Raw genomic sequence first — 21,361 nt, forward strand, 5'->3', positions numbered from 1 at the left:
ACGCACGTTTAATAGACTAAAGTAGTATTATTACGACTAATAAGTTAAATTTAACATAATTTTTCCTTATGTTTGGATATACCAACCAAGCATAATGAAACATATTTTACTTCTAATATATATATTTACTGTAAATATATATAGTCAAAACGATGCTTTTGACCCCCAAAAAAACAAAGGCAATTTATATGAGTATGCTGAATATACCAACGTAGGAAAATCGGAGTTTGCCATCGAAGAAATTCTTGATAGCCCTTATTTAAAATATAAAGCATTAAAATCTGAGAACCATAATGTCGGTTTTACGTCAGACCACCACTGGATCCGTTTCAAACTAACTAATAGCCTAGAACATCCCACGACCTATTATTTAGAAACAGCACGACCTGTAACAGATATGGCACACTTATACAACATAAGCCATGGTAACATTCAAAAACTTAAGAGCGGAGACAAGCAATCTTTTAACGCCAAACAGGTTAAACACAGATCCACTATATTCAAATTAGCCTTAGCTCCCCACACTACCCATACCATATACATACACCTTAAAAGTGATGGCGAAACCATTAATCTTCCTTTAAAACTTTACGACGAATCTTCTTTTTGGTTTGCAAACTACAAGCACCAGCTGTTTTTAGGGTTCTTTTATGGCTTGCTCTTTTTAGGGGGAATTATATATCTTTTTTTCTATTCTAGCTTAAAGGAAAAGACATTTTTGTACTATGGCCTTTATGTGTTCTCAATTGTTTTTATGCAAGCAGCTCTAGATGGTTTTTTGCATGAGTACGCTTTTCCCCATGGCGGCTATATTAACGAGCGAGCTGTGTTGATAACGGCATTGGTCTCCAACTTCTTTTTACTTAAATATTGTGAACATTTTTTAAAATTAGAAATACATTTAAAACGAATTAAAAAAGCTGTTTACATAATTTACGGAGCTATTATCATGCTTTTTACAATGCTCTTTATAAATGAAAAAACATTAGAAATAGCATACCCCTTAAGCCATTTAAACGGTCTTATCACTTTGCTGCTAATTCTTGGTACCATATTTATCTTGTGGCATAAACGAATTAAGATAGACCCCTGTTTTTTATTAGGGATTTTGTGCTTAGTTGCGGGTTTTATAGCCTTTGTTATGAATAACCTAAGCCTCTTGCCCAGTAATTTTTATACCATGAACAGTGCTAAAATTGGCTCTGGTCTGGAAGTCGTTTTTTTATCATTGTCCATGACAAAACTTATAAAACAATTCCGTTTAGAAAAAGAAGAATCCCAACTGGAAGCCTTAAAAAAATCTGAAGAAATCAGTGCCATAAAAACCTATTTCATGTCTAATATGAGCCATGAATTAAGAACTCCTTTAAATGCTATTATGGGAATTGTGGAGCACGAGCTTGAAACTATAAAAAACCATGAAGAACGTAAATCCTACCAAACTATAAAAAATGCATCTTTAAGTTTATTAAGCAACATCAATGATATTATAGATTTTGAGAAAATCGAAAACAATAAACTCGAACTCAATGCTGAAGATTTCAATCCTTGCGAAATATTGGACCAAATAAGCAACAATTGGAAAATTGAAGCTGAAAAAAAAGGATTGGATTACAGATTTGATGTAGACCCCCAAATGCCCACAAGCCTATTTGCAGACGGGGAACGGTTTAATCAAATAATAAACAACGTATTGTCAAATGCTATTAAATACACTGAGAAAGGAGGGGTATTGTTCAAAATAAATTGTTTTAAACAGCCTAACGATTCCTATCGGTTTTCTATCCAAATATCAGATACAGGCATAGGGATTCCCTTAGAATCTCAAAACAGCATTTTTGATAGTTTCAGTCAAATGAAACACAATCACAAAAGAAAATTTGGAGGTATTGGATTAGGTTTATCTATTGTAAAGCACATTGTTGAATTGTTTGAAGGCTCTATGAAAGTAGAAAGCAAACCAGGTAGAGGTACAGATGTGTTTATCGATTTAATATTAAAAAACCATATTCCAGAACCAGGCCTGATTGATCTTTTGGATACAAACAAAAACAAAGCTCTACATATCCTTATTGTGGAAGACAATAAAATAAACCAAATGGTTATGCAGAAAATTTTAAAGAGTTTCTCAAAAATGAGCTTCACTGTAGCAAATAATGGACAGGAAGCTATTGATGCTCTACAAAAGGACACATACCATCTTATTTTAATGGATTTGCAGATGCCCATTATGGACGGCTATGAGGCCACGAAAATTATTAGAAGCGGAACCTTAGGAAAAACCATTAGTAAGGTTCCCATAATTGCCGTAACAGCAGATGCCTTACAAGAAACCAAACAACGGGTATTAAAACTAGGAATGGATGATTATATTACCAAACCGGTTAATAAAAACCTTCTATTGAAAAAAATACATACGTGTAATTTTAATAAACCGCATTATAGTTTCAGTTCATAAATTTAAAAACACTTTAATTCTTTACATTATCTACATTAAAATAGCCACCCTTGTTCTCTGTTCTTTCCAGAGATTGCCTAATAATTAAATGCGCTACGTTAATCATATTTCTCAACTCACATAACGACGTGGTTATTTTAGACTCTTTATAAAGATCTTCTACCTCACTATAAATTAAATCTAAATGCTTGATGCCTTTCCTCATCCGTTTGTTACTTCTAACAATACCTACATAATCCCGCATTAAAGCTTGCATTTGCTTAAGGTTATGTTGTATTAAAACATGCTCCTTGGCAATCGTTGTGCCTTCATCATTCCAATCAGGTATATTAACATCTAAGTAGTTGTACTCATTCTCGCTTAGGTGCTTAAAAATATTATGGGCATAAACCAAAGCCTCTAGAAGAGAGTTGGAAGCCAACCTGTTGGCACCATGCAGCCCTGTTCGTGTACATTCTCCACAAGCGAACAAATCTGCAATACTTGTTCTACCTTCCATATCCACTTGAATACCACCACACAAGTAATGAGATGCCGGGATTACAGGTATCCAATCGGTTCGAATGTCGATATGGTGCTCCAAACATTTATTATAGATATTGGGAAAATGGTTTTTAAAAGCTTCCATATCCAAATGAGTACAATCTAAATACACATGAGTGTCTCCCGATTTTTTTAACTCATTATCAATACTTTGCGATACGATATCTCGAGAAGCCAATTCCGCACGTTTATCATAATCAGGCATAAAACGGTATCCTTTTTTATCTCGAAGATAAGCTCCAAAACCTCTTACCGCTTCCGAAATTAAAAAAGAAGACTCCCCTTTAGCCTCATATAAAGCAGTGGGATGAAATTGAACAAACTCCATGTCTTGGATAATTGCTTTTGCTCTATAAGCCATAGCTACACCATCTCCAGTTGCAATAATAGGATTTGTAGTATGTCCATAAACACAACCAATACCCCCAGAAGCCAACAGTGTACTATTTGCTTTTATGGTAAAAATATCTCCTGTAATCTGGTCGAGAACATAAGCCCCATAACAGGTCAACGGATGCGATTCGCTATCTTTTATATGATGATTAGTTACTAAATCAATAGCAAAATGATGGGGTAAAATAGAAATATTAGGCAATTGATGTGCGCGATTGAGCAATGCACGCTCTATTTCGTAACCTGTTATATCTTTATGGTGAACAATCCGATATTCAGAATGGCCGCCTTCCTTTCCTAAATCTAAGTGCCCCCCTTTATCAACATCAAAACTAGCCCCCCAGTCCATAAGCTCTCGCAACCGCTTAGGCCCTTCGGTAACCACCATTTTCACTACCTTTTCATCGCAAAGGCCGTCGCCAGCGATTAAAGTATCTTCGATATGTTTTTTGAATGAATCTTTTCCGCCATCCAAAACCACTGCCATACCGCCTTGGGCATATTTAGTATTGGATTCCTCCTCATTCGATTTGGTAATGATGACGACCTTTTTCTCTGGAAAACGTTCTGCAATTTTAACAGAAAAAGTAAGGCCTGCAATGCCTGAACCTATTACTAAATAATTTGTTTCGATCATATTATTTTGATAACTCTAACATACGCGCAATAGGAATTAATGCTTTTTTTCTTATCTCCTCGGGAACATCAATTTGAGGCGATTCATTTAACATACAGTCGTATAGCTTTTGAAGCGTATTCATTTTCATAAAATGGCACTCACTGCACGCACAAGTATTATCTTCTTTAGCGGGCGCAGGAATCAGTTCGGTATGAGGCATTTCTTGTTGCATTTTATGAAGAATCCCTGCTTCTGTGGCCACAATAAATTTCTCTTTTGGATGGGCCTTTACGAAATTTATCATCCCCGATGTAGACCCAATATAAGCCGCTGTATCTAGAATATGGGTTTCCGATTCTGGATGTGCAATGATTTTATAATCTGGATATTTTTTATGCAAGGCGATTAGCTTATCTATAGAAAAGGCTTCGTGTACAATGCAACTACCATCCCAGAGCAACATATCCCGACCGGTTTGGCTAATAATATATTTCCCTAAGTTTTTATCTGGCGCAAATATGATGGGGGTATCCTTTGGCACAGAGTTTACAATTTTTATGGCATTAGACGATGTACAAACAATATCGCTTAACGCTTTTATTTCTGCGGAACAGTTTACATAAGTGATAACGACATGGTCTGGATGCGCTTTAGTGAATTTCTCAAAAACCTCTGGCGGACAAGAGTCTGCCAACGAACAACCTGCTTTTAAATCAGGAAGCACCACAATTTTATCTGGGCTTAATATTTTAGCAGTTTCTGCCATAAAGTGAACCCCAGCAAAAACAATCATGTCGGCATCCGTTTCAGCCGCTTGTTGCGACAACTGTAAACTATCGCCAACATAATCAGCAATATCCTGTATTTCTGCGACTTGGTAATAATGCGCTAAAATAACCGCATTTTTTTCTTTTTTAAGTCGTTTTATTTCTTTAACTAAATCCATAATAAACTAAAATTATTAAATCCTAAAAAAAGGGCCTCCAAATTTTTGACTCTGCAAATATCGTGCAAAATTAACAAATAACTTTTTGGTTTATTTTTTTGTTTAAAAAATTACAGACAAAGTCAGAAAAGCTATCTTTTTATATCAAAATCTCAATCAGAATAACATATAAAATGTTACATTTATAAAGATACGCATGTTTGTCTGCTTTTTCAGAAGAAAAAAACACGTTTAACAAAACAAGGTGCTTAACCTTCGCGGCAAACACCTTGTTTCTTATTTAAATTCATGGGCCAACTTCTTCTTAGCCCATGATGTTTATACCAATATATTTTTAAAGCACGACACGCTCGCGTTGTTCTAAAAGGCATTTAATATCTAAGCTCATTTGATCAAGCACATGCTCTCCAGCCTCTAGCTCTTTTAATACGGTTTCTTTCATCTCATTAAAGGCGCCTTTCACGTTAGAAAACATATCTCGGTAGTAAGCCACACCTTCTTTCATATTAGCGACAAAAGTAATGAAGTATTTTTCTTCTTTTTTACTCATAACAGCACTAGTCTCTTCAAATTTCTTCTTTAAAAAATCAATATAGATAGACAGTTCTTTTACAAATAAATTGGGTCGATCTGTACGCGCTATTACATTATCGCGGCCATAAATATGATCGGTCATGTTTTTCAAACTCATCACTTTTGAGAAATAAGCCAAATTAGGACCAGGGCATACAGAAACACCCGGACCTTCTTTTTTAGTTTCTAAGCCGTAGGCCAACAATGCAGAGGTTCCTAAACCTACACATGCACATGATTTTTCTGTAATTTTATTAAATTTAACCTGATACTCTGGCAAATCCAATTCTTGAGTATCCAGTTCTTTTATTTTTAAATATTGATACTCTCTAGACGCCGTACATAAACCTTGCTCCTTAAATTCTTTGTTAAGGGCAATAAAGCGTTTAGGACAAGAGCTCCCTGGCCTGCCTTTATTGATCAAGGCTTCTTTTTCAAGATCTTTAGTATTGTCTCTAAGGTTATTAAAAGGAACGCCAAGCGGGGAAATATCACTTAAATACAAATCCTTTTCTGTAGCCTTTGCTAACTTGCTAAGTGTTAAATCGTCTACTGTTGTAGCTTCAGGAACCAATAAAAAAGGAGACCCCCACCCTATAGAATCTAGGTGGTATTCTTGCATTAAAAAGTCATGTTCTTCTTGAGTACCCACACCACCTTGCGCAGAAATTTTTAAAGTTAAAGCTTTATCAGGAACGACACGTCCTTGATTTTCCAGCTCCTGATAGATCATACTTTCGATAGAACTTCTCAGTTCTTCACGTTTCTCTTTAAACTCTGCTAAAACAGGGCCTAAAAGATAGCCGTCTGTGGCAAAGGCATGTCCGCCGCAATTAAGACCAGATTCAATTCTATATTCTGAGACCCATAGGCCTTTTTTTGCCAAAAACTTCCCTTGAATTAATGCCGATCGATAATCGCTTACCTTTAAAATAATTTTCTTTTTAAACACGCCATTTTCATCTGGATAAAAATCATCAAATTCTGCCATGTATGCATACAATCTCGGATTCATTCCTGCCGATAGCACAACAGAAGAATTCAAGACGCTTTTTGCAAAACCCCTAAGCGCAGCATGCGCATCATTATATTGCACCGGTAACTTTTCATCTTTTATATAGTTATCCTTGTCTACTTTGGTCATAATATTAACATCAATATTACCCATTTTTAGGTTTTTTGAAGCCCACTTTTTTATTTCTGAAGCATCAAAACCTCTTTCTGTAAGATTTTTAAAGTCTGTTTTTAAGCTAGAAGCATTTGGCAACATGTTGATATATGCCAAAAGTTCATCACTTTTTTCTGTGGTTACATTTTTTAATGATTCGAATTTCTCATGAACCACTTCATTTATCAAATTCAAATAAGAGGTTATCCTTTTTGCTCTAAAATCATCTATTTTATCTGTAATCTCGTTATAAGGTTTCTCGAATTTCTCACTGTACATCTTCCTTAATTTCTCGATTAAAATATCATCAACCAAAGAAACAACAGAATCCATACCAAATTGCGCTACCTTTAATGGTGTATCTATTGTAAAACCAATACCCATTACCGGAATGTGAAACGAATGTATTTTTTCCATACTTATTAAATTAATTTGCGAAAGTACAATGGGCTAGAGCTTTAGAATATGATAATTATCATACTTTAAAACCTCTAACCCCAAAATATTTAGATAAAAACGCTTTCGAAAACATTAAACAAATAGTGTTTTCTTAAATTTTTCATAAATCACTATGCATTATACCCCATAAAAGAATAAAAATCAAAAAACCCTGCATACTTAACAGATGCTTTATTATTTTTACACTTAAATTTTAAATTAAAGAGATAGATACTATGTCCGTAGAGCCTAAATTAACACGTTTCAATCAAAATGTATTATCGAAATACCAAATATACAATAGTATATTTATGACCTTACCTTTTGATGCCGTTACAAAAACCGGCGTACTATTACCTTTATTTCATGAAACCTGTAAAAACGGCTTTGAGGAAGGCGACGACCCTACCGTTATTGTAAACACTTTTTTTGAGAAATACCAAGGACGTCGTAATGAAGAAAGCCAAATAAACTTACTTTTTAGATTTATTCAATATATAGAACGACAAGTTGTACTGTTTGATGCTATTGAAGATGCGGCCTTCCCTATTGTTAACAATATGGATGGGATTGGCACCTTAAGGAATTTAAAAGATACCGCCGTTGCTGAAAACAGAATTACTGAATTAAAAAAATATCTTGAAGAGTTCAAGGTACGTATCGTGCTTACAGCTCACCCAACGCAGTTTTACCCTGGGTCGGTTTTGGGAATTATTACCGATCTTACAGCTGCTATCAAAAACAACAACTTAAACGAAATAAATAATTTATTTGGCCAACTTGGAAAAACCCCATTTTTTAAACGTGAAAAACCAACGCCTTATAACGAAGCGATAAGTTTAATCTGGTATTTAGAAAATGTTTTTTACCAATCATTTGGCGAAATTTACAACTACATCCAGAAGAATATTTATGATGATGGAAAGAAACACAATGAAATTATAAACATTGGGTTTTGGCCTGGTGGCGACCGCGATGGAAATCCATTTGTTAAACCAGATACTACTTTAAAAGTGGCCAATAAGTTAAAGCAATCCATTCTTAAAAAATATTACGAAGATCTTAAAAACTTACGACGAAAACTTACGTTTAGAGAAGTAGAAGAGCGCATTATTAATTTGGAAACGATCATGTACGATTATAGTATAGACTTGGACACCAAAAATGCCATTACTTCTAAAGAGCTTATTAAAGAATTAATAAGCATTAGAAACATTATCATAGAAAAACATCAATCTATATATGTTAGCGATATAAATAAGCTGATAAATAGAGTACACCTTTTTGGCTACTATTTTGCAACGCTTGACATAAGACAAGATAGTCGGATCCATAATGATGTATTTACAACAGTTATCAATCATTTAATAGAAACTGGCAGCGCTTCTTTCCCTAGTCATTATCATGATTTATCTGAAGAAGAGCAAATCGATATTTTATCGAAAGCAGATGATGACATTCCTGATTTAAATGTGTTTAAAGACGAAATGGTTTACAACACATTAAAGTCTATTTCCGTTATTAAAGACATCCAAAAAAGTAATGGCGAGCTAGGCGCCAATAGATATATTATAAGCAACAACCAAACAGCATTAAACATGATGCAATTGTTTGCCATGCTTAAAATAGTTGGCTTTAAGGACCAGTTAACTGTAGACCTTGTACCTCTATTTGAAACCATTCCGGATTTAGAAAATGCTCCTGGTGTTATGGAGCAACTCTACACAAACCCAGCCTATATGGCGCATTTAAAAGCTAGAGGCAACAAGCAAACCATAATGCTAGGGTTTTCAGACGGCACAAAAGACGGCGGCTATTTAATGGCTAACTGGGGCATTTACAAAGCAAAAGAGTTATTAACAGAAATGTCTAGAAAATACGATATTACAGCTATATTTTTTGATGGCCGTGGTGGCCCACCAGCACGTGGCGGAGGGAAAACCCATCAATTTTACTCGTCTTTAGGCCCTACCATTGAAGACAAAGAGGTGCAGCTTACTATTCAAGGACAAACTATTAGCTCTAATTTCGGAACCTTACATTCATCCCAATACAATTTAGAACAGCTAATAAGCTCGGGAATTTCCAATAGGATCAATCAAGACAAAAATCTCTTGTCTGATGAAGACCGAGTGGTTATGAAAGATTTAGCCGAAACAAGCTACCAAGCGTACAAAGATTTTAAAGGACACCCCATGTTTATTCCATATTTGGAGCGCATGAGTACTTTAAAATATTATGCTAAAACCAACATAGGCAGTAGGCCATCAAAAAGAGGTTCTTCAGACAAATTGGTGTTTGAAGACTTAAGGGCTATTCCTTTTGTAGGCTCTTGGAGTCAATTAAAACAAAACGTTCCTGGATTTTATGGTGTTGGTACTGCTTTAAAAAAGTATGAAGACAATGGTGAATTTGATAAAGTAGAACATCTTTACCACAATTCTAAATTCTTTAAAACCTTACTAGAAAACAGCATGATGTCTTTAACCAAATCGTTTTTCGATTTAACAAAATACATGTCTAACGACGAAGAGTTTGGTGCTTTTTGGAATATTATATACGATGAATATAAAACAACAAAGGCTTTACTTTTAAAGTTAACGGGGTATGAGCAATTAATGGAGAACGAACCTTCTGGAAAAGCTTCAATAGAGGTAAGAGAGTCTATCGTTTTACCGTTATTGACCATTCAGCAATATGCGCTTAAAAAGATCCAAGAACTTGAAAAAGCAGAAGTAAGAGACGAAGAAAAAATTAAGATTTTTGAAAAAATTGTAACACGCTCTTTATTTGGCAACATCAATGCCAGTAGAAACTCTGCATAATTACTAGTATTTTTAAAAATAAAAAAACGCTTATTCTATTTTTAGAATAAGCGTTTTTTTATTTTTACTTAAAACCAATTGAAAAAGCTAAAAAACTATTTTAAAGTTTCACCGCCTTTATCTCCAGTTCTAATTCTATAACTTTCTTCTATATTAGTCACAAAAATTTTGCCATCACCCACTTTTCCTGTACTTGCAGAATCGAGAATGGTCTTAACGGTAGTTTCCACTAAATCATCATTAACCACAATAGAGATACACCTTCGTTGGATGTTTTCTGTACTATAGGAAACCCCTCTATAAACGTGGCCTTCTTTTTCGTTTCCTACTCCAGTAACATCCCAATAAGAGAAAAAATTCAATCCCACTTCATGTAGGGCCTCTTTTACTACTCTAAATTTTGATTTTCTAATTACCGCTTCAATTTTCTTCATAATACTTTCTATATAATCATTTCCCCCAAAAATAAGAAAACATAACCAACATTTATCCTTAAAAGCCATTATATAACCAAAAAAGGGCGTCTTTTCGAAAGACACCCTTTTAAATATATTAATTAATTTACGATCTATTAATGTTCGTTCAACCTAAAATCCGGATAAGCATCCATACCGTGTTCGTGCGCATCCAATCCTTCTAATTCTTCTATTTCAGAAACACGAATTCCAACTGTTTTCTTCAACACAAAAAGAATTAAAAATGATGATACGATACAAACGACAGCATAAGAAACGATACCAATTAACTGACTAAGGAATTGATCTAGTCCTGCTAAATCCCCTAAAAGCCCAACAGCCAAAGTTCCCCAAATACCGCAAACCAAATGCACAGCAATAGCCCCCACCGGATCATCTAGTTTTACCTTATCAATAAGAGCGACTGCAAATACAATAACCACTCCTGCAATAACGCCAATTACAATAGCCTCTGTAGGCCCCATAACATCGGCACCTGCCGTAATAGCAACCAATCCACCAAGAATACCATTCAAAAACATGGTTAAATCAAGATTTTTATACATAATGGTAGAGACAAGTGCCGCTACAACACCACCAGACGCTGCAGCCAAACAGGTGGTTACCAACACCAAAGAGGTGATAGCAGGGTCTGCAGAGAGCACAGAGCCACCATTAAACCCAAACCAACCCAACCAAAGGATTAGCACACCAGCGGCGGCTAGAGGAATATTATGCCCAGGAATGGCTTGTGCCTTTGCCTTCTTAAATTTACCAATACGCGGCCCCAATAAGCAAACTGCAACTACTGCAGCCCAGCCTCCTACCGAGTGAACCAAAGTAGAACCCGCAAAATCATAAAAAGGCGTTTCTAACATCTGTAAAAATCCTCCACCCCATTTCCAAGACCCTGCAATAGGATAAATGAGGCCTACATAAAGGATTGCAAAAACCATAAAAGGACCAATTTTAATACGTTCTGCTACAGCGCCAGAAACAATTGTGGCTGCAGTGGCGGCAAACATACCCTGAAACAAAAAATCTGTCCAATACGTGTAGCCCACATTATAAGTTAAATCTGAAGCTGCTGCGGCATCTAAACCAAAGCCAGCAAAACCAAGAATACCTAAAGTCCCCTCCTCAAAACCAGGATACATTAAATTAAACCCGACCAAACAATACAGCAAAAGCCCCATTGTGATAATAAAAATGTTTTTAAATAAAATGTTAAGTGTGTTTTTTTGCCGAGTTAATCCTATCTCTAAAAAAGAAAACCCCAAGTGCATAAAAAAGACTAATGCCGTACAGATCATCATCCATACGTTATTTATTGTTAGTAATTCCATTGTTATAAGTGTTTTTATAATTATTAATTTAAAGTATCTCCGCCTTTATCTCCAGTCCGGACCCTATACGCTTCAATAATTTCCGATATAAATATTTTACCATCCCCAACTTCGCCTGTACCTCCTGATTTAATAATAGCCTTAACAGTCGCTTCAGCAAAACTATCATTCACTACAATGGAAAGGTACCTTCTTTGGATATCGCTAGTGCTATAAGAAACCCCCCTATAAACATGGCCTTCTTTTTCATTTCCTAAGCCCGTGACATCCCAGTAAGAAAAAAAACTCACTCCTACCTCATGTAGTGCTTTTTTAACTACGTTAAATTTTGATGTTCTAATAATTGCTTCAATTTTTTTCATGATTGATCGTTTTTAGTTAAAATGAATATATTGCGGCCAAAGTAAACGCTGCCAAGTTATCGCTTGCCATCCCATCGGCATCTAAATAAGGCATATTGTGTGCCCATGAATCCAATCTAATTTCAGGCTTGATGGTTAAATTTTCCACAACATAGCTCCCAGTCAATGTTAGGCCGAACACATTGGGCAAGTCGTCCACATCTTTTTGGTGATATCCAAAAAGCTCCCCTCTTAATCCAAGACTAAACACTTCAGAAGACGTCCATTGTGGATAAAGAGCGGCTCCATAAAAACCAGAATCATTACTCGTTTGGTAAGCAGCGTTTAAGCCTAGAAAGAAAGCTTCAGAAAAATCAAAACCACCTGTATAATCGATTTCAAATCCTAAAACCTCATCATTATCATAATATAAGTTCAAAAAATGATTTGCATACCCCAATTGGGCACCCACAGCATATCCACCAGTAGTGTTATTGTTAGTATCTGTAGGATTCATAACCCCCAACATCAAACTAAAATCGTCTCCCAAAGCAAAGTCGGCCTTTAATCCAACATGAGAAAATGGCCCATTTGAGAATAAATAAGATGTACTATAGTTAAAATTGCCTAATGGCGAAATAACCTCATAACCTAAGAAGGTATTAAAGCGGCCTAAGGTTAACCTTGTGTTTTCGGCAACATCCCAGTATACATATAATTGGTTTATGTAATACCCTTCGTACCCCTCACCTCTATTTTGCCCAATAGCCGCATCGCCTCTTGGACCAAAAACCATATCGACAACCACACCTGTTTTATTATCTTCATAGGAAGCTACTATGTTAGCCATCCCCAAAGCAAACCCAGTTTCATCTACAAATGAAGTCCCAAAAGGCGGAGATAAACGGTCTGAAGCAGATAGATACGTTTGATAATAAGCATCGACACTACCATTTATTGATATTTTTTTTCCAAAATCTTCTTGCTTTTCTTGAGCGAACAGTACTGATATCATAAAAAGCATTAAAAGTGTGATTAATTTCCTCATAATTGATTGTTTTTTAAATGTTATTTAATATTCTAAAGACATATAACTGATTCAAAAGTATATTAAAACAATATACACCCCTTAAATAACAGGGGTTAAAATTAAACTTTTACGCATATCTTATTTTTAACCCCATTTTTTTAAGGGTATTAAATACATATTTGCGTTTTATGCTTTTTTGATAAAATCAAATTTGAATTATTATTGGAGTTTTACCTATTTATATAATTTTAATATCTTAAAAACACATAAACACTAGTTTTAATTTAAACAAAATCTATTAATAGTATATTTTTTGCAATCACATATTCATTATAAAAGGCTTCTATTATTATTATATATATAGTTTCAACCTTATTATGCATCAATATTCGAAATAATGGTTTACTGCCCATTATAATTGGACCATCTATTAATACATTTGTATGTATACACTACATTTAAACCAAAATTTGCCGATTATGATGAAGAAACAAGGATTGTATTTACCTGAATTTGAACATGAAAATTGTGGTGCGGGATTTATTTGTAATCTTAAAGGAGAAAAAACCAATCAAATTATACATGATGCCTTAGAGATTTTAGTAAAACTAGAGCATCGTGGTGGCGTAAGTGCCGATGGAAAAACAGGAGATGGCGCAGGCTTACTAATCGATATCCCTCACGACTACTTTAAGAGGGTTTGCGAATTCGATATTCCTGAGCAGCGAGAATATGCGGTAGGCATGGTATTTTTACCTAAAAATAAAAACCAATACCTCTACTGTAAAAACACTCTTGAAAAAGAAATAAAAACACAAGGTCTTACTATCTTAGGCTGGAGAAAAGTTCCAGTAGACTCTTCGCATCTTGGCCCTATTGCCTTAGCTTCCGAACCTACAATTGAGCAGGTTTTTGTTGGAAAAACGGAAAATCTTACAGACGATATTTTTAAAGCAAAGCTCTATGCCGCCCGTAAAATATCGGAACATGATATTTCAAATTCTAAAATGGACGAAAGCGCCTTCTTTTATATACCCAGCTTATCTACCACTACTATAATTTACAAAGGCATCATCATGCCTGAAGATATTGGGCCTTATTATACAGATTTACAACAAACAGATTTAGTAACACGTTTAGCCTTAGTACATCAAAGATTCTCCACCAACACCATGCCTACATGGGAACTGGCACAACCTTTTAGATATATGTGCCAAAATGGAGAAATCAACACCTTACGGGGCAATGTAAGCAGAATGCGAGTACGTGAAGAAATTATGAGAAGCAAAGTCTTTGGGCCACAAATAGAAAAACTATTTCCTATTATACTCCCTGGAAAGTCCGACTCTGCTTCTATGGACATGGTTGTTGAGCTATTAACACATACGGGACGCTCGCTTCCAGAAATTATGATGATGATGATTCCGGAAGCATGGGAAAAACACCAAACCATGTCTGAAGAACGCAAGGCATTTTACGAATATAATGGCTGTATCATGGAACCATGGGACGGACCGGCCTCTGTACCGTTTACCGATGGCGATTATGTTGGTGCATTATTAGACAGAAACGGACTCCGACCTTCACGATATACCGTTACCAAAAGCGGCAAATTGATTATGGCCTCTGAAATTGGTGTGGTTGATATTCCTGCAGAAGATATTGAAAGCCATGGCAGACTAGAGCCTGGAAAAATGTTCTTGGTCGATATGAACGAAGGCCGCATTCTTAAAGATGAAGAAATTAAAAATAAAATTGTTTCCGAACGTCCTTATAAAGACTGGCTAGATAAAACCCGACTGCACTTAAGAGACATTCCTTACAATAACGAAACCTGTCCTATTGAAACCATAGACATTAAAACAAGACAGCGTTTATTCAATTACACATACGAAGACATCCAAGAAGTAATCACCCCTATGGCCGTAGCTGGAAAAGAAGCTTTAGGCTCTATGGGCACCGATACGCCTTTAGCGGTACTGTCTGATAGACCTCAGCTGATTTCAAATTACTTCAAACAATTATTTGCTCAAGTTACCAATCCCCCTCTGGATGGTATTCGAGAAGAAATTGTAACAGACATTAGTTTAAATCTAGGAAAAGACCGGAATATTTTCAGTATTTCAGAAAGACAATGTAGAAAACTACGCATTCAAAACCCCGTAATTTCTAATGCCGATTTAGAAAAAATAAGAAATATTTCTGTTGAAAGCTTTAAAGCAGAAACCATCGAAATTCTTTACCCTAAAGCACAAGGTTTAAATGGACTTGAAGATGCTTTGGAAGCCATTATCAAACAAATTGAAAAAGCTTTAGACAGAAAAACAAACATCATCATCCTAACCGATAGAGGTGTGAATAAAGAGTTTGCACCAATCCCTGCGCTATTGGCTTGCTCTTATGTAAACCATCAAATGAACCGTTTGCGCAAGCGTTCGTATTTTGATATCATTATTGAATCTGCAGAACCTCGCGAACCGCATCATTTTGCTACTTTATTTGGCTATGGCGCAAGTGCCATAAACCCTTTTATGGTTAATGAAATTATTAGAGCACAAGTTAAAGAAGGTTTTATTACGGGCATAGACGAACAAAAAGCTGTCGATAATTTTAATAAAGCCATTGGAAAAGGGATATTAAAAATTATGAACAAAATCGGCATCTCAACACTTCACTCATATAGAGGGTCGCAAATTTTTGAGATTGTTGGCTTCAACTCGCAATTTGTTGAGAAATACTTCCCCTATACCACATCTCGAATAGAAGGTATCGGTTTATATGAAATTGAAAAAGAAATCAGCGAACGTTACAAATACGCCTATCCTGCTTATTATATAGACAAACGCTTAGGCCTAAACATAGGTGGCGACTATCGTTGGAGACGAAATGGCGAACGCCACATGTTTAACCCCACAACAGTTGCAAAACTTCAACAAGCCGTTCGGTTAAGTGACCAAGCCAGTTATGATGTCTACGCAAAAGCCATTAATGAGCAATCAGAAAACTTAATGACCATTCGTGGCCTATTCGAGTTCAACAACCTAGACCCCATTCCTTTAGAAGAAGTAGAACCTTGGACAGAGATTGTAAAACGTTTTAAAACAGGAGCGATGTCTTATGGCTCCATTTCTCGTGAAGCCCATGAAAATTTAGCTATTGCCATGAACCGTATTGGAGGAAAATCCAATTCTGGAGAAGGCGGCGAAGACAGAAAGCGCTTCCAAAAAGACATGAATGGTGATAGCCGTAATTCGGCCATCAAACAGGTAGCCTCGGGGCGTTTTGGTGTCACGTCACACTACTTAACCAACGCCAAGGAAATTCAAATAAAAATGGCTCAAGGCGCGAAACCTGGAGAAGGCGGGCAACTACCTGGCGAAAAAGTACTGCCATGGATTGCAGCAGCACGAAACTCTACCCCATTTGTAGGGTTGATTTCTCCCCCACCACATCACGATATTTATTCCATTGAAGATCTTGCCCAATTGATTTTCGATTTGAAAAACGCCAATCGCGACGCGAGAATCAATGTAAAGCTGGTATCGGAAGTTGGTGTTGGCACTATTGCTGCTGGGGTAGCCAAAGCGAAGGCCGACGTGGTTTTAATAGCTGGCTATGACGGCGGTACAGGAGCCTCCCCTTTAACATCGTTAAAGCATGCTGGGCTCCCTTGGGAACTAGGTCTTGCTGAAGCCCAACAAACTTTGGTACTCAACAATTTACGAAGTAGAATTGTAGTGGAATGCGATGGCCAATTAAAAACTGGACGGGATGTAGCTATTGCCGCATTATTGGGCGCAGAAGAATTTGGATTTGCAACAGCGCCATTAGTAGCTTCTGGTTGCATTATGATGCGTAAATGCCATTTAAATACCTGCCCAGTAGGAATAGCGACCCAAGACAAAACGTTGCGTAAAAACTTTAAAGGCACACCAGAACACGTTATCAACTTCTTCTTTTATATAGCGGAAGAACTAAGGGCTATTATGGCACAATTAGGTTTTAGGACCCTGGATGAAATGATAGGACAAACCCATAAAATAAATGCCAATAAGGCCATCACACATTACAAAGCAAAAGGGTTAGATTTATCTTCTATTTTATATACGCCTACGTCTTACCATTCCTTAATTAAAAAGAATACTGAAAAACAAGACCATCATTTAGACCACGTACTGGATCTTCAAATACTTAAAGACTCGCACCGTGCTTTATACAGAAAGGTACAAACCAATTTAAATTATCCAATCTGCAACACCAATCGAACTATTGGCGCTATTATCAGTAATGAAATTTCAAAAATATACGGCCACCTAGGACTACCGGAAGACACCTTAAATATTAAATTTACGGGCTCGGCAGGGCAAAGTTTTGGAGCTTTTGGAGCCCACGGACTAACCTTTACAGTGGAAGGCAATACTAATGATTATGTTGGAAAAGGTTTATCTGGGGCCAAGTTGATTATTAAAAAACCTGAAAAGGCCAGCTTCTTAGCAGAACATAACATCATTGTAGGAAATGTTTGCCTATTTGGTGCCGTGGAAGGACAAGCCTATATCAATGGGATTGCTGGAGAGCGTTTTGCCGTAAGAAACTCTGGCGCCATTGCCGTAGTAGAAGGCGTAGGCGATCATGGCTGTGAATACATGACCGGCGGACAAGTTATTGTACTTGGTAATACAGGAAGAAACTTTGCCGCAGGTATGAGTGGTGGTATTGCTTATGTGTATGATCCAGAGCATAAATTTGTAAATGGGCTATGCAATACAGAAACTATAGAATTTGAAGCTTTAACGGATGAAAATGTTGCAGAATTAAAAACACACATTCAGAAACATATTCTTTACACAAATAGCAACAGAGGTAAAGACATTATAAAAGATTGGGATAATAGCCTAAAGCACTTTGTAAAAGTAATGCCAACAGAATACAAAAAAGCTTTAAAGCGATTAGAGACAGAAGAACAAATGGTAGAAGAATTAACAATAGCATAAGTCATGGGAAAAATAACAGGATTTAAAGAATTTGAAAGACAAGATGAGACTTACGCGCCAGTAAAAGATCGTGTAAAACATTATAAAGAATTTACAATACCCTTAAAAGAGGAAGACATGTCCAAACAAGGGTCCCGCTGTATGGATTGCGGTATTCCTTTTTGCCATAGTGGATGTCCTCTAGGAAATTTGATTCCAGATTTCAACCATATGGTACACCAAGGAGAATGGCAAAAAGCGTCTTGGCTGCTACACTCTACCAATAATTTCCCCGAATTTACTGGGCGTTTATGTCCAGCTCCTTGTGAAAAATCGTGTGTATTGGGCATTATAGAAGACCCCGTTTCGATAGAAAACATCGAAAAGATGATTGTAGAGCGTGCTTTTAAAGAAGGATGGATAAAACCGCAACCCCCAAAACACAGAACTGGAAAAACCATTGCCGTTGTAGGCTCTGGACCTGCTGGCTTGGCCGCTGCCCAACAACTAAACAGAGCAGGCCATATGGTAACTGTTTTTGAAAGAGATAATGCTATTGGAGGATTACTACGCTACGGCATTCCTAACTTTAAAATGGAAAAGGGCATTATTGATCGTCGTGTCGCTATACTAAAGGCTGAAGGTATCATATTTAAAGTCAACATAAACGTAGGCGTAAACTATTCTGTAGAAAAACTAAAAGACTTTGATGCCGTAGTACTGTGTGGCGGTGCCACTACAAGAAGAAGCTTACCTACCCCCGGTATAGAGGCCGATGGTGTGGTACAAGCCATGGATTTCTTAACCCAACAAACCAAAGTACTCTTTGGCGAAGACATTAAGGACCAAGTAAAAGCAACAGATAAACATGTTATTGTTATTGGTGGTGGCGATACGGGTTCTGATTGTGTGGGAACATCTAATAGACACGGTGCTAAATCGGTGGTTAATTTTGAAATCATGCCAAAACCCCCTGGGCATCGTTCTGCAACTACGCCTTGGCCATTTTGGCCATTACAATTAAAAACATCCACTTCTCATGAAGAAGGCGTGGAAAGAAACTGGCTAATCAATACCAAAGCGTTTATTAAAGACAAAAACGGGAAATTAACAGCTTTAAAAACGGTTAACGTAGAGTGGAAAATGGTTCCTGGCGAACGCCCACAACTTATTGAAATTGAAGGCACAGAAAAAACATGGCCATGCGACCTCGCCCTTTTGGCTTTAGGGTTTACTGGACCTGAAAGCTCTATTGCAGACCAACTAGGCCTAGAGTTAGATGCACGCTCAAATTACAAAGCTGCATATGGAAAATACCAGACCAATGTCCCTAACATATTTACTGCTGGCGATATGCGCCGTGGCCAATCTTTAATTGTTTGGGCCATTTCGGAAGGTAGAGAAGCTGCACGACAAGTTGATATTTTCTTAATGGGAAGCTCAGACCTAGCAACCAAAAACGAAACGGGAGATTTAGTTGCGCTATAGAGCATGGTAAAACAGTTATAACAAAATCCTTTTGCAACAAGTTATTGCAAAAGGATTTTGTTTGTTTAAAACAGCTTATTTAATATAGCTCGTTTTTCTCATAGTGTTATTGTATAATTAAATCCAATAATCATGTAATATTTCAAACGGAAACACCGTGTAACTTTGTAGTCATCTTTTTCTAATTCTAAAAAGAATTATGCACAAAAAACGACACACTTCCGACCAAAAAACTTTAAATCAGAATTCATTTTTAATTCTGGCAAAAGAAAAAGGTACCGCATTTTTTTTAGGTATAGCAAATGTTATAGAATACTTAGCATTAATCTTACGAAATTTTATTAGTAAAAAATTTGAATTTCAAGAGTTTTTAAAACAGTGTTATCAAATTGGCAATAAATCGGTAGGACTCATATCTATAACGGGTATTATCATCGGGTTGGTTTTAACCATCCAATCCAGACCCGCTTTAGTAGATTTTGGCGCTGTAGCGATGCTACCTGGCATGGTTGCTGTTTCTATCTTTAGAGAAATGGGCCCCGTAATCACAGCTTTAATATGTGCAGGAAAAATTGGTTCTAGTATGGGCGCAGAACTAGGCTCTATGCGTGTAACGGAACAAATAGACGCCATGGAGGTTTCTAACACAAATCCTATAAATTTCTTAATCATACCAAGAGTACTTGCCGCTACAATCATGATCCCTTTATTAACCTTATACGCAGATGCTATAGGTATTTTTGGAAGTTGGCTAGGCATTAACATTAAAGATGATTTTAGCTTACAATTATTTTTAAATCAAGCCTTTAGCGTGGTTGGATTTTCCGATATTTTTCCTGCGGTAATCAAGACCTTCTTTTTTGGAGCTGTAATAGGCTTAGTAGGATGTTATAAAGGATATCATGCTGGAAGAGGAACAGAAAGCGTTGGCGTTGCTGCAAATTCTGCCGTAGTAACCGCATCGTTGTTATTAATTGTTGTGGATTTAATTGCCGTACAAATAACCGATCTATTATAATGGAAAAAACTACAGATAACGTTATCATAAGCATTAAAGACCTTAAAAAAAGTTTTGGATCCCAAAACATATTAGATGGGATTACGCTCGAACTCCATGAAAAAGAAAACTTAGTGGTCTTAGGAAAATCCGGTTCAGGAAAATCCGTGCTAATAAAATGCATTGTAAGCCTTTTACAACATGACGAAGGAAGCATACAGGTTGGCCCCCATGAGCTAACCGACATCAATGAGGAGGATCTAATGGAAGTTCGTAGAAAAATCGGATTTCTTTTCCAAGGTGCCGCCCTATACGACTCCATGACAGTTAGGGGAAATTTATCATTTGTATTATCACGCTTAAGTGAATCCTTTTCAGAAGCGGAAATAAACACTAAAATTGTTGAGATTTTAGAAAGTGTTGGCTTACCAGACGCTATAGACCAAATGCCCTCAGAACTCTCTGGAGGCATGAAAAAAAGAATCGGATTGGCCAGGACGCTAGTAGTCAATCCTAAAATTATTTTATATGATGAACCTACTACTGGCCTAGACCCCATCACATCTAACGAAATAAGTAATTTAATAAACGAAACCAAGGCTAAATTCAATAACGCCTCCATAATTATTACGCACGATATTAACTGCGTAAAAAAAGTAGCAGACCGAATAGCCATGATTAAAGACGGAAAAGTTTACAAACAAGGCAACTTAGAGGAATTCATTAATTCAGACGACGATTATATCCAATCCTTTTTTAAATAAAAAA

Annotated in this window: 13 protein-coding genes; 6 read left to right on the top strand and 7 right to left on the bottom strand. The window is 36.5% G+C overall.

From position 1 onward, the window contains the following. Nucleotides 1-94 precede the first annotated feature (94 nt). Nucleotides 95-2,458 (top strand): 7TM diverse intracellular signaling domain-containing protein, encoded by a 2,364-nt coding sequence (locus ACFFU9_RS04830; RefSeq protein WP_379860251.1) that lies wholly within the window; start codon nucleotides 95-97, stop codon nucleotides 2,456-2,458. A 13-nt stretch (nucleotides 2,459-2,471) separates the two neighbouring features. On the opposite strand, the gene nadB is transcribed toward ACFFU9_RS04830, so the two are convergent. The 3 genes from nadB to ACFFU9_RS04845 form a co-directional block, all read right to left on the bottom strand. After that, nucleotides 2,472-4,031, bottom strand: a complete 1,560-nt coding sequence (gene nadB, locus ACFFU9_RS04835; RefSeq protein ID WP_379860252.1) for an L-aspartate oxidase — start codon at nucleotides 4,029-4,031, stop codon at nucleotides 2,472-2,474. A 1-nt stretch (nucleotide 4,032) separates the two neighbouring features. Continuing rightward, nucleotides 4,033-4,959, bottom strand: a complete 927-nt coding sequence (gene nadA / locus ACFFU9_RS04840) for a quinolinate synthase NadA (protein ID WP_379860253.1) — start codon at nucleotides 4,957-4,959, stop codon at nucleotides 4,033-4,035. A gap of 334 nt (nucleotides 4,960-5,293) precedes the next feature. Further along, a complete protein-coding gene (locus ACFFU9_RS04845) occupies nucleotides 5,294-7,117 on the bottom strand; it encodes a hypothetical protein (protein ID WP_379860254.1) in 1,824 nt (607 codons plus the stop codon). 257 nt (nucleotides 7,118-7,374) lie between these two features. On the opposite strand from ACFFU9_RS04845, the gene ACFFU9_RS04850 reads away from it, so the two are divergent. Then, nucleotides 7,375-9,963, top strand: coding sequence for a phosphoenolpyruvate carboxylase (locus ACFFU9_RS04850; protein WP_379860255.1), 2,589 nt, complete (start codon nucleotides 7,375-7,377; stop codon nucleotides 9,961-9,963). Between the two features lie 95 nt (nucleotides 9,964-10,058). Here the strand turns inward: ACFFU9_RS04850 and ACFFU9_RS04855 are convergent, their stop codons facing one another. The 4 genes from ACFFU9_RS04855 to ACFFU9_RS04870 all read right to left on the bottom strand — a co-directional run bounded on the left by ACFFU9_RS04855 (nucleotide 10,059) and on the right by ACFFU9_RS04870 (nucleotide 13,153). Next, nucleotides 10,059-10,397, bottom strand: coding sequence for a P-II family nitrogen regulator (locus ACFFU9_RS04855; RefSeq protein WP_379860256.1), 339 nt, complete (start codon nucleotides 10,395-10,397; stop codon nucleotides 10,059-10,061). A gap of 137 nt (nucleotides 10,398-10,534) precedes the next feature. Continuing rightward, nucleotides 10,535-11,764 (bottom strand): ammonium transporter, encoded by a 1,230-nt coding sequence (locus ACFFU9_RS04860; protein WP_379860257.1) that lies wholly within the window; start codon nucleotides 11,762-11,764, stop codon nucleotides 10,535-10,537. Nucleotides 11,765-11,787: 23 nt separating this feature from the next. Then, on the bottom strand, nucleotides 11,788-12,126 hold the full coding sequence (locus ACFFU9_RS04865) for a P-II family nitrogen regulator (protein WP_379860258.1): 339 nt from the start codon (nucleotides 12,124-12,126) through the stop codon (nucleotides 11,788-11,790). 16 nt (nucleotides 12,127-12,142) lie between these two features. Beyond that, the gene (locus tag ACFFU9_RS04870) at nucleotides 12,143-13,153 is read right to left on the bottom strand and encodes an outer membrane beta-barrel protein (RefSeq protein ID WP_379860259.1); all 1,011 of its coding nucleotides are present in this window, start codon (nucleotides 13,151-13,153) and stop codon (nucleotides 12,143-12,145) included. Between the two features lie 464 nt (nucleotides 13,154-13,617). On the opposite strand from ACFFU9_RS04870, the gene gltB reads away from it, so the two are divergent. The 4 genes from gltB (at nucleotide 13,618) to ACFFU9_RS04890 (ending at nucleotide 21,357) form a co-directional block, all read left to right on the top strand. Beyond that, the gene (gltB, locus tag ACFFU9_RS04875) at nucleotides 13,618-18,129 is read left to right on the top strand and encodes a glutamate synthase large subunit (RefSeq protein ID WP_379860270.1); all 4,512 of its coding nucleotides are present in this window, start codon (nucleotides 13,618-13,620) and stop codon (nucleotides 18,127-18,129) included. A gap of 3 nt (nucleotides 18,130-18,132) precedes the next feature. Continuing rightward, complete coding sequence (locus tag ACFFU9_RS04880) at nucleotides 18,133-19,596, top strand: glutamate synthase subunit beta (protein ID WP_379860260.1); 1,464 nt, start codon at nucleotides 18,133-18,135, stop codon at nucleotides 19,594-19,596. A 199-nt stretch (nucleotides 19,597-19,795) separates the two neighbouring features. Continuing rightward, complete coding sequence (locus tag ACFFU9_RS04885; protein ID WP_379860261.1) at nucleotides 19,796-20,614, top strand: MlaE family ABC transporter permease; 819 nt, start codon at nucleotides 19,796-19,798, stop codon at nucleotides 20,612-20,614. Beyond that, a complete protein-coding gene (locus ACFFU9_RS04890; RefSeq protein WP_379860262.1) occupies nucleotides 20,614-21,357 on the top strand; it encodes an ABC transporter ATP-binding protein in 744 nt (247 codons plus the stop codon). Before ACFFU9_RS04885 ends, ACFFU9_RS04890 begins: the two co-directional genes overlap by 1 nt. Nucleotides 21,358-21,361: the final 4 nt, after the last annotated feature.

Source organism: Mariniflexile ostreae (genome assembly GCF_042427585.1).
GTDB lineage: Bacteria > Bacteroidota > Bacteroidia > Flavobacteriales > Flavobacteriaceae > Pseudalgibacter > Pseudalgibacter ostreae.

Excerpts from the sequence above, each read along its gene's own strand:
- ACFFU9_RS04830 (WP_379860251.1), top strand. The coding sequence starts at position 95 with ATGAAACATATTTTACTTCTAATATATATATTTACTGTAAATATATAT.
- nadB (WP_379860252.1), bottom strand. The coding sequence starts at position 4,031 with ATGATCGAAACAAATTATTTAGTAATAGGTTCAGGCATTGCAGGCCTT.
- nadA (WP_379860253.1), bottom strand. The coding sequence starts at position 4,959 with ATGGATTTAGTTAAAGAAATAAAACGACTTAAAAAAGAAAAAAATGCG.
- ACFFU9_RS04845 (WP_379860254.1), bottom strand. The coding sequence starts at position 7,117 with ATGGAAAAAATACATTCGTTTCACATTCCGGTAATGGGTATTGGTTTT.
- ACFFU9_RS04850 (WP_379860255.1), top strand. The coding sequence starts at position 7,375 with ATGTCCGTAGAGCCTAAATTAACACGTTTCAATCAAAATGTATTATCG.
- ACFFU9_RS04855 (WP_379860256.1), bottom strand. The coding sequence starts at position 10,397 with ATGAAGAAAATTGAAGCGGTAATTAGAAAATCAAAATTTAGAGTAGTA.
- ACFFU9_RS04860 (WP_379860257.1), bottom strand. The coding sequence starts at position 11,764 with ATGGAATTACTAACAATAAATAACGTATGGATGATGATCTGTACGGCA.
- ACFFU9_RS04865 (WP_379860258.1), bottom strand. The coding sequence starts at position 12,126 with ATGAAAAAAATTGAAGCAATTATTAGAACATCAAAATTTAACGTAGTT.
- ACFFU9_RS04870 (WP_379860259.1), bottom strand. The coding sequence starts at position 13,153 with ATGAGGAAATTAATCACACTTTTAATGCTTTTTATGATATCAGTACTG.
- gltB (WP_379860270.1), top strand. The coding sequence starts at position 13,618 with ATGAAGAAACAAGGATTGTATTTACCTGAATTTGAACATGAAAATTGT.
- ACFFU9_RS04880 (WP_379860260.1), top strand. The coding sequence starts at position 18,133 with ATGGGAAAAATAACAGGATTTAAAGAATTTGAAAGACAAGATGAGACT.
- ACFFU9_RS04885 (WP_379860261.1), top strand. The coding sequence starts at position 19,796 with ATGCACAAAAAACGACACACTTCCGACCAAAAAACTTTAAATCAGAAT.
- ACFFU9_RS04890 (WP_379860262.1), top strand. The coding sequence starts at position 20,614 with ATGGAAAAAACTACAGATAACGTTATCATAAGCATTAAAGACCTTAAA.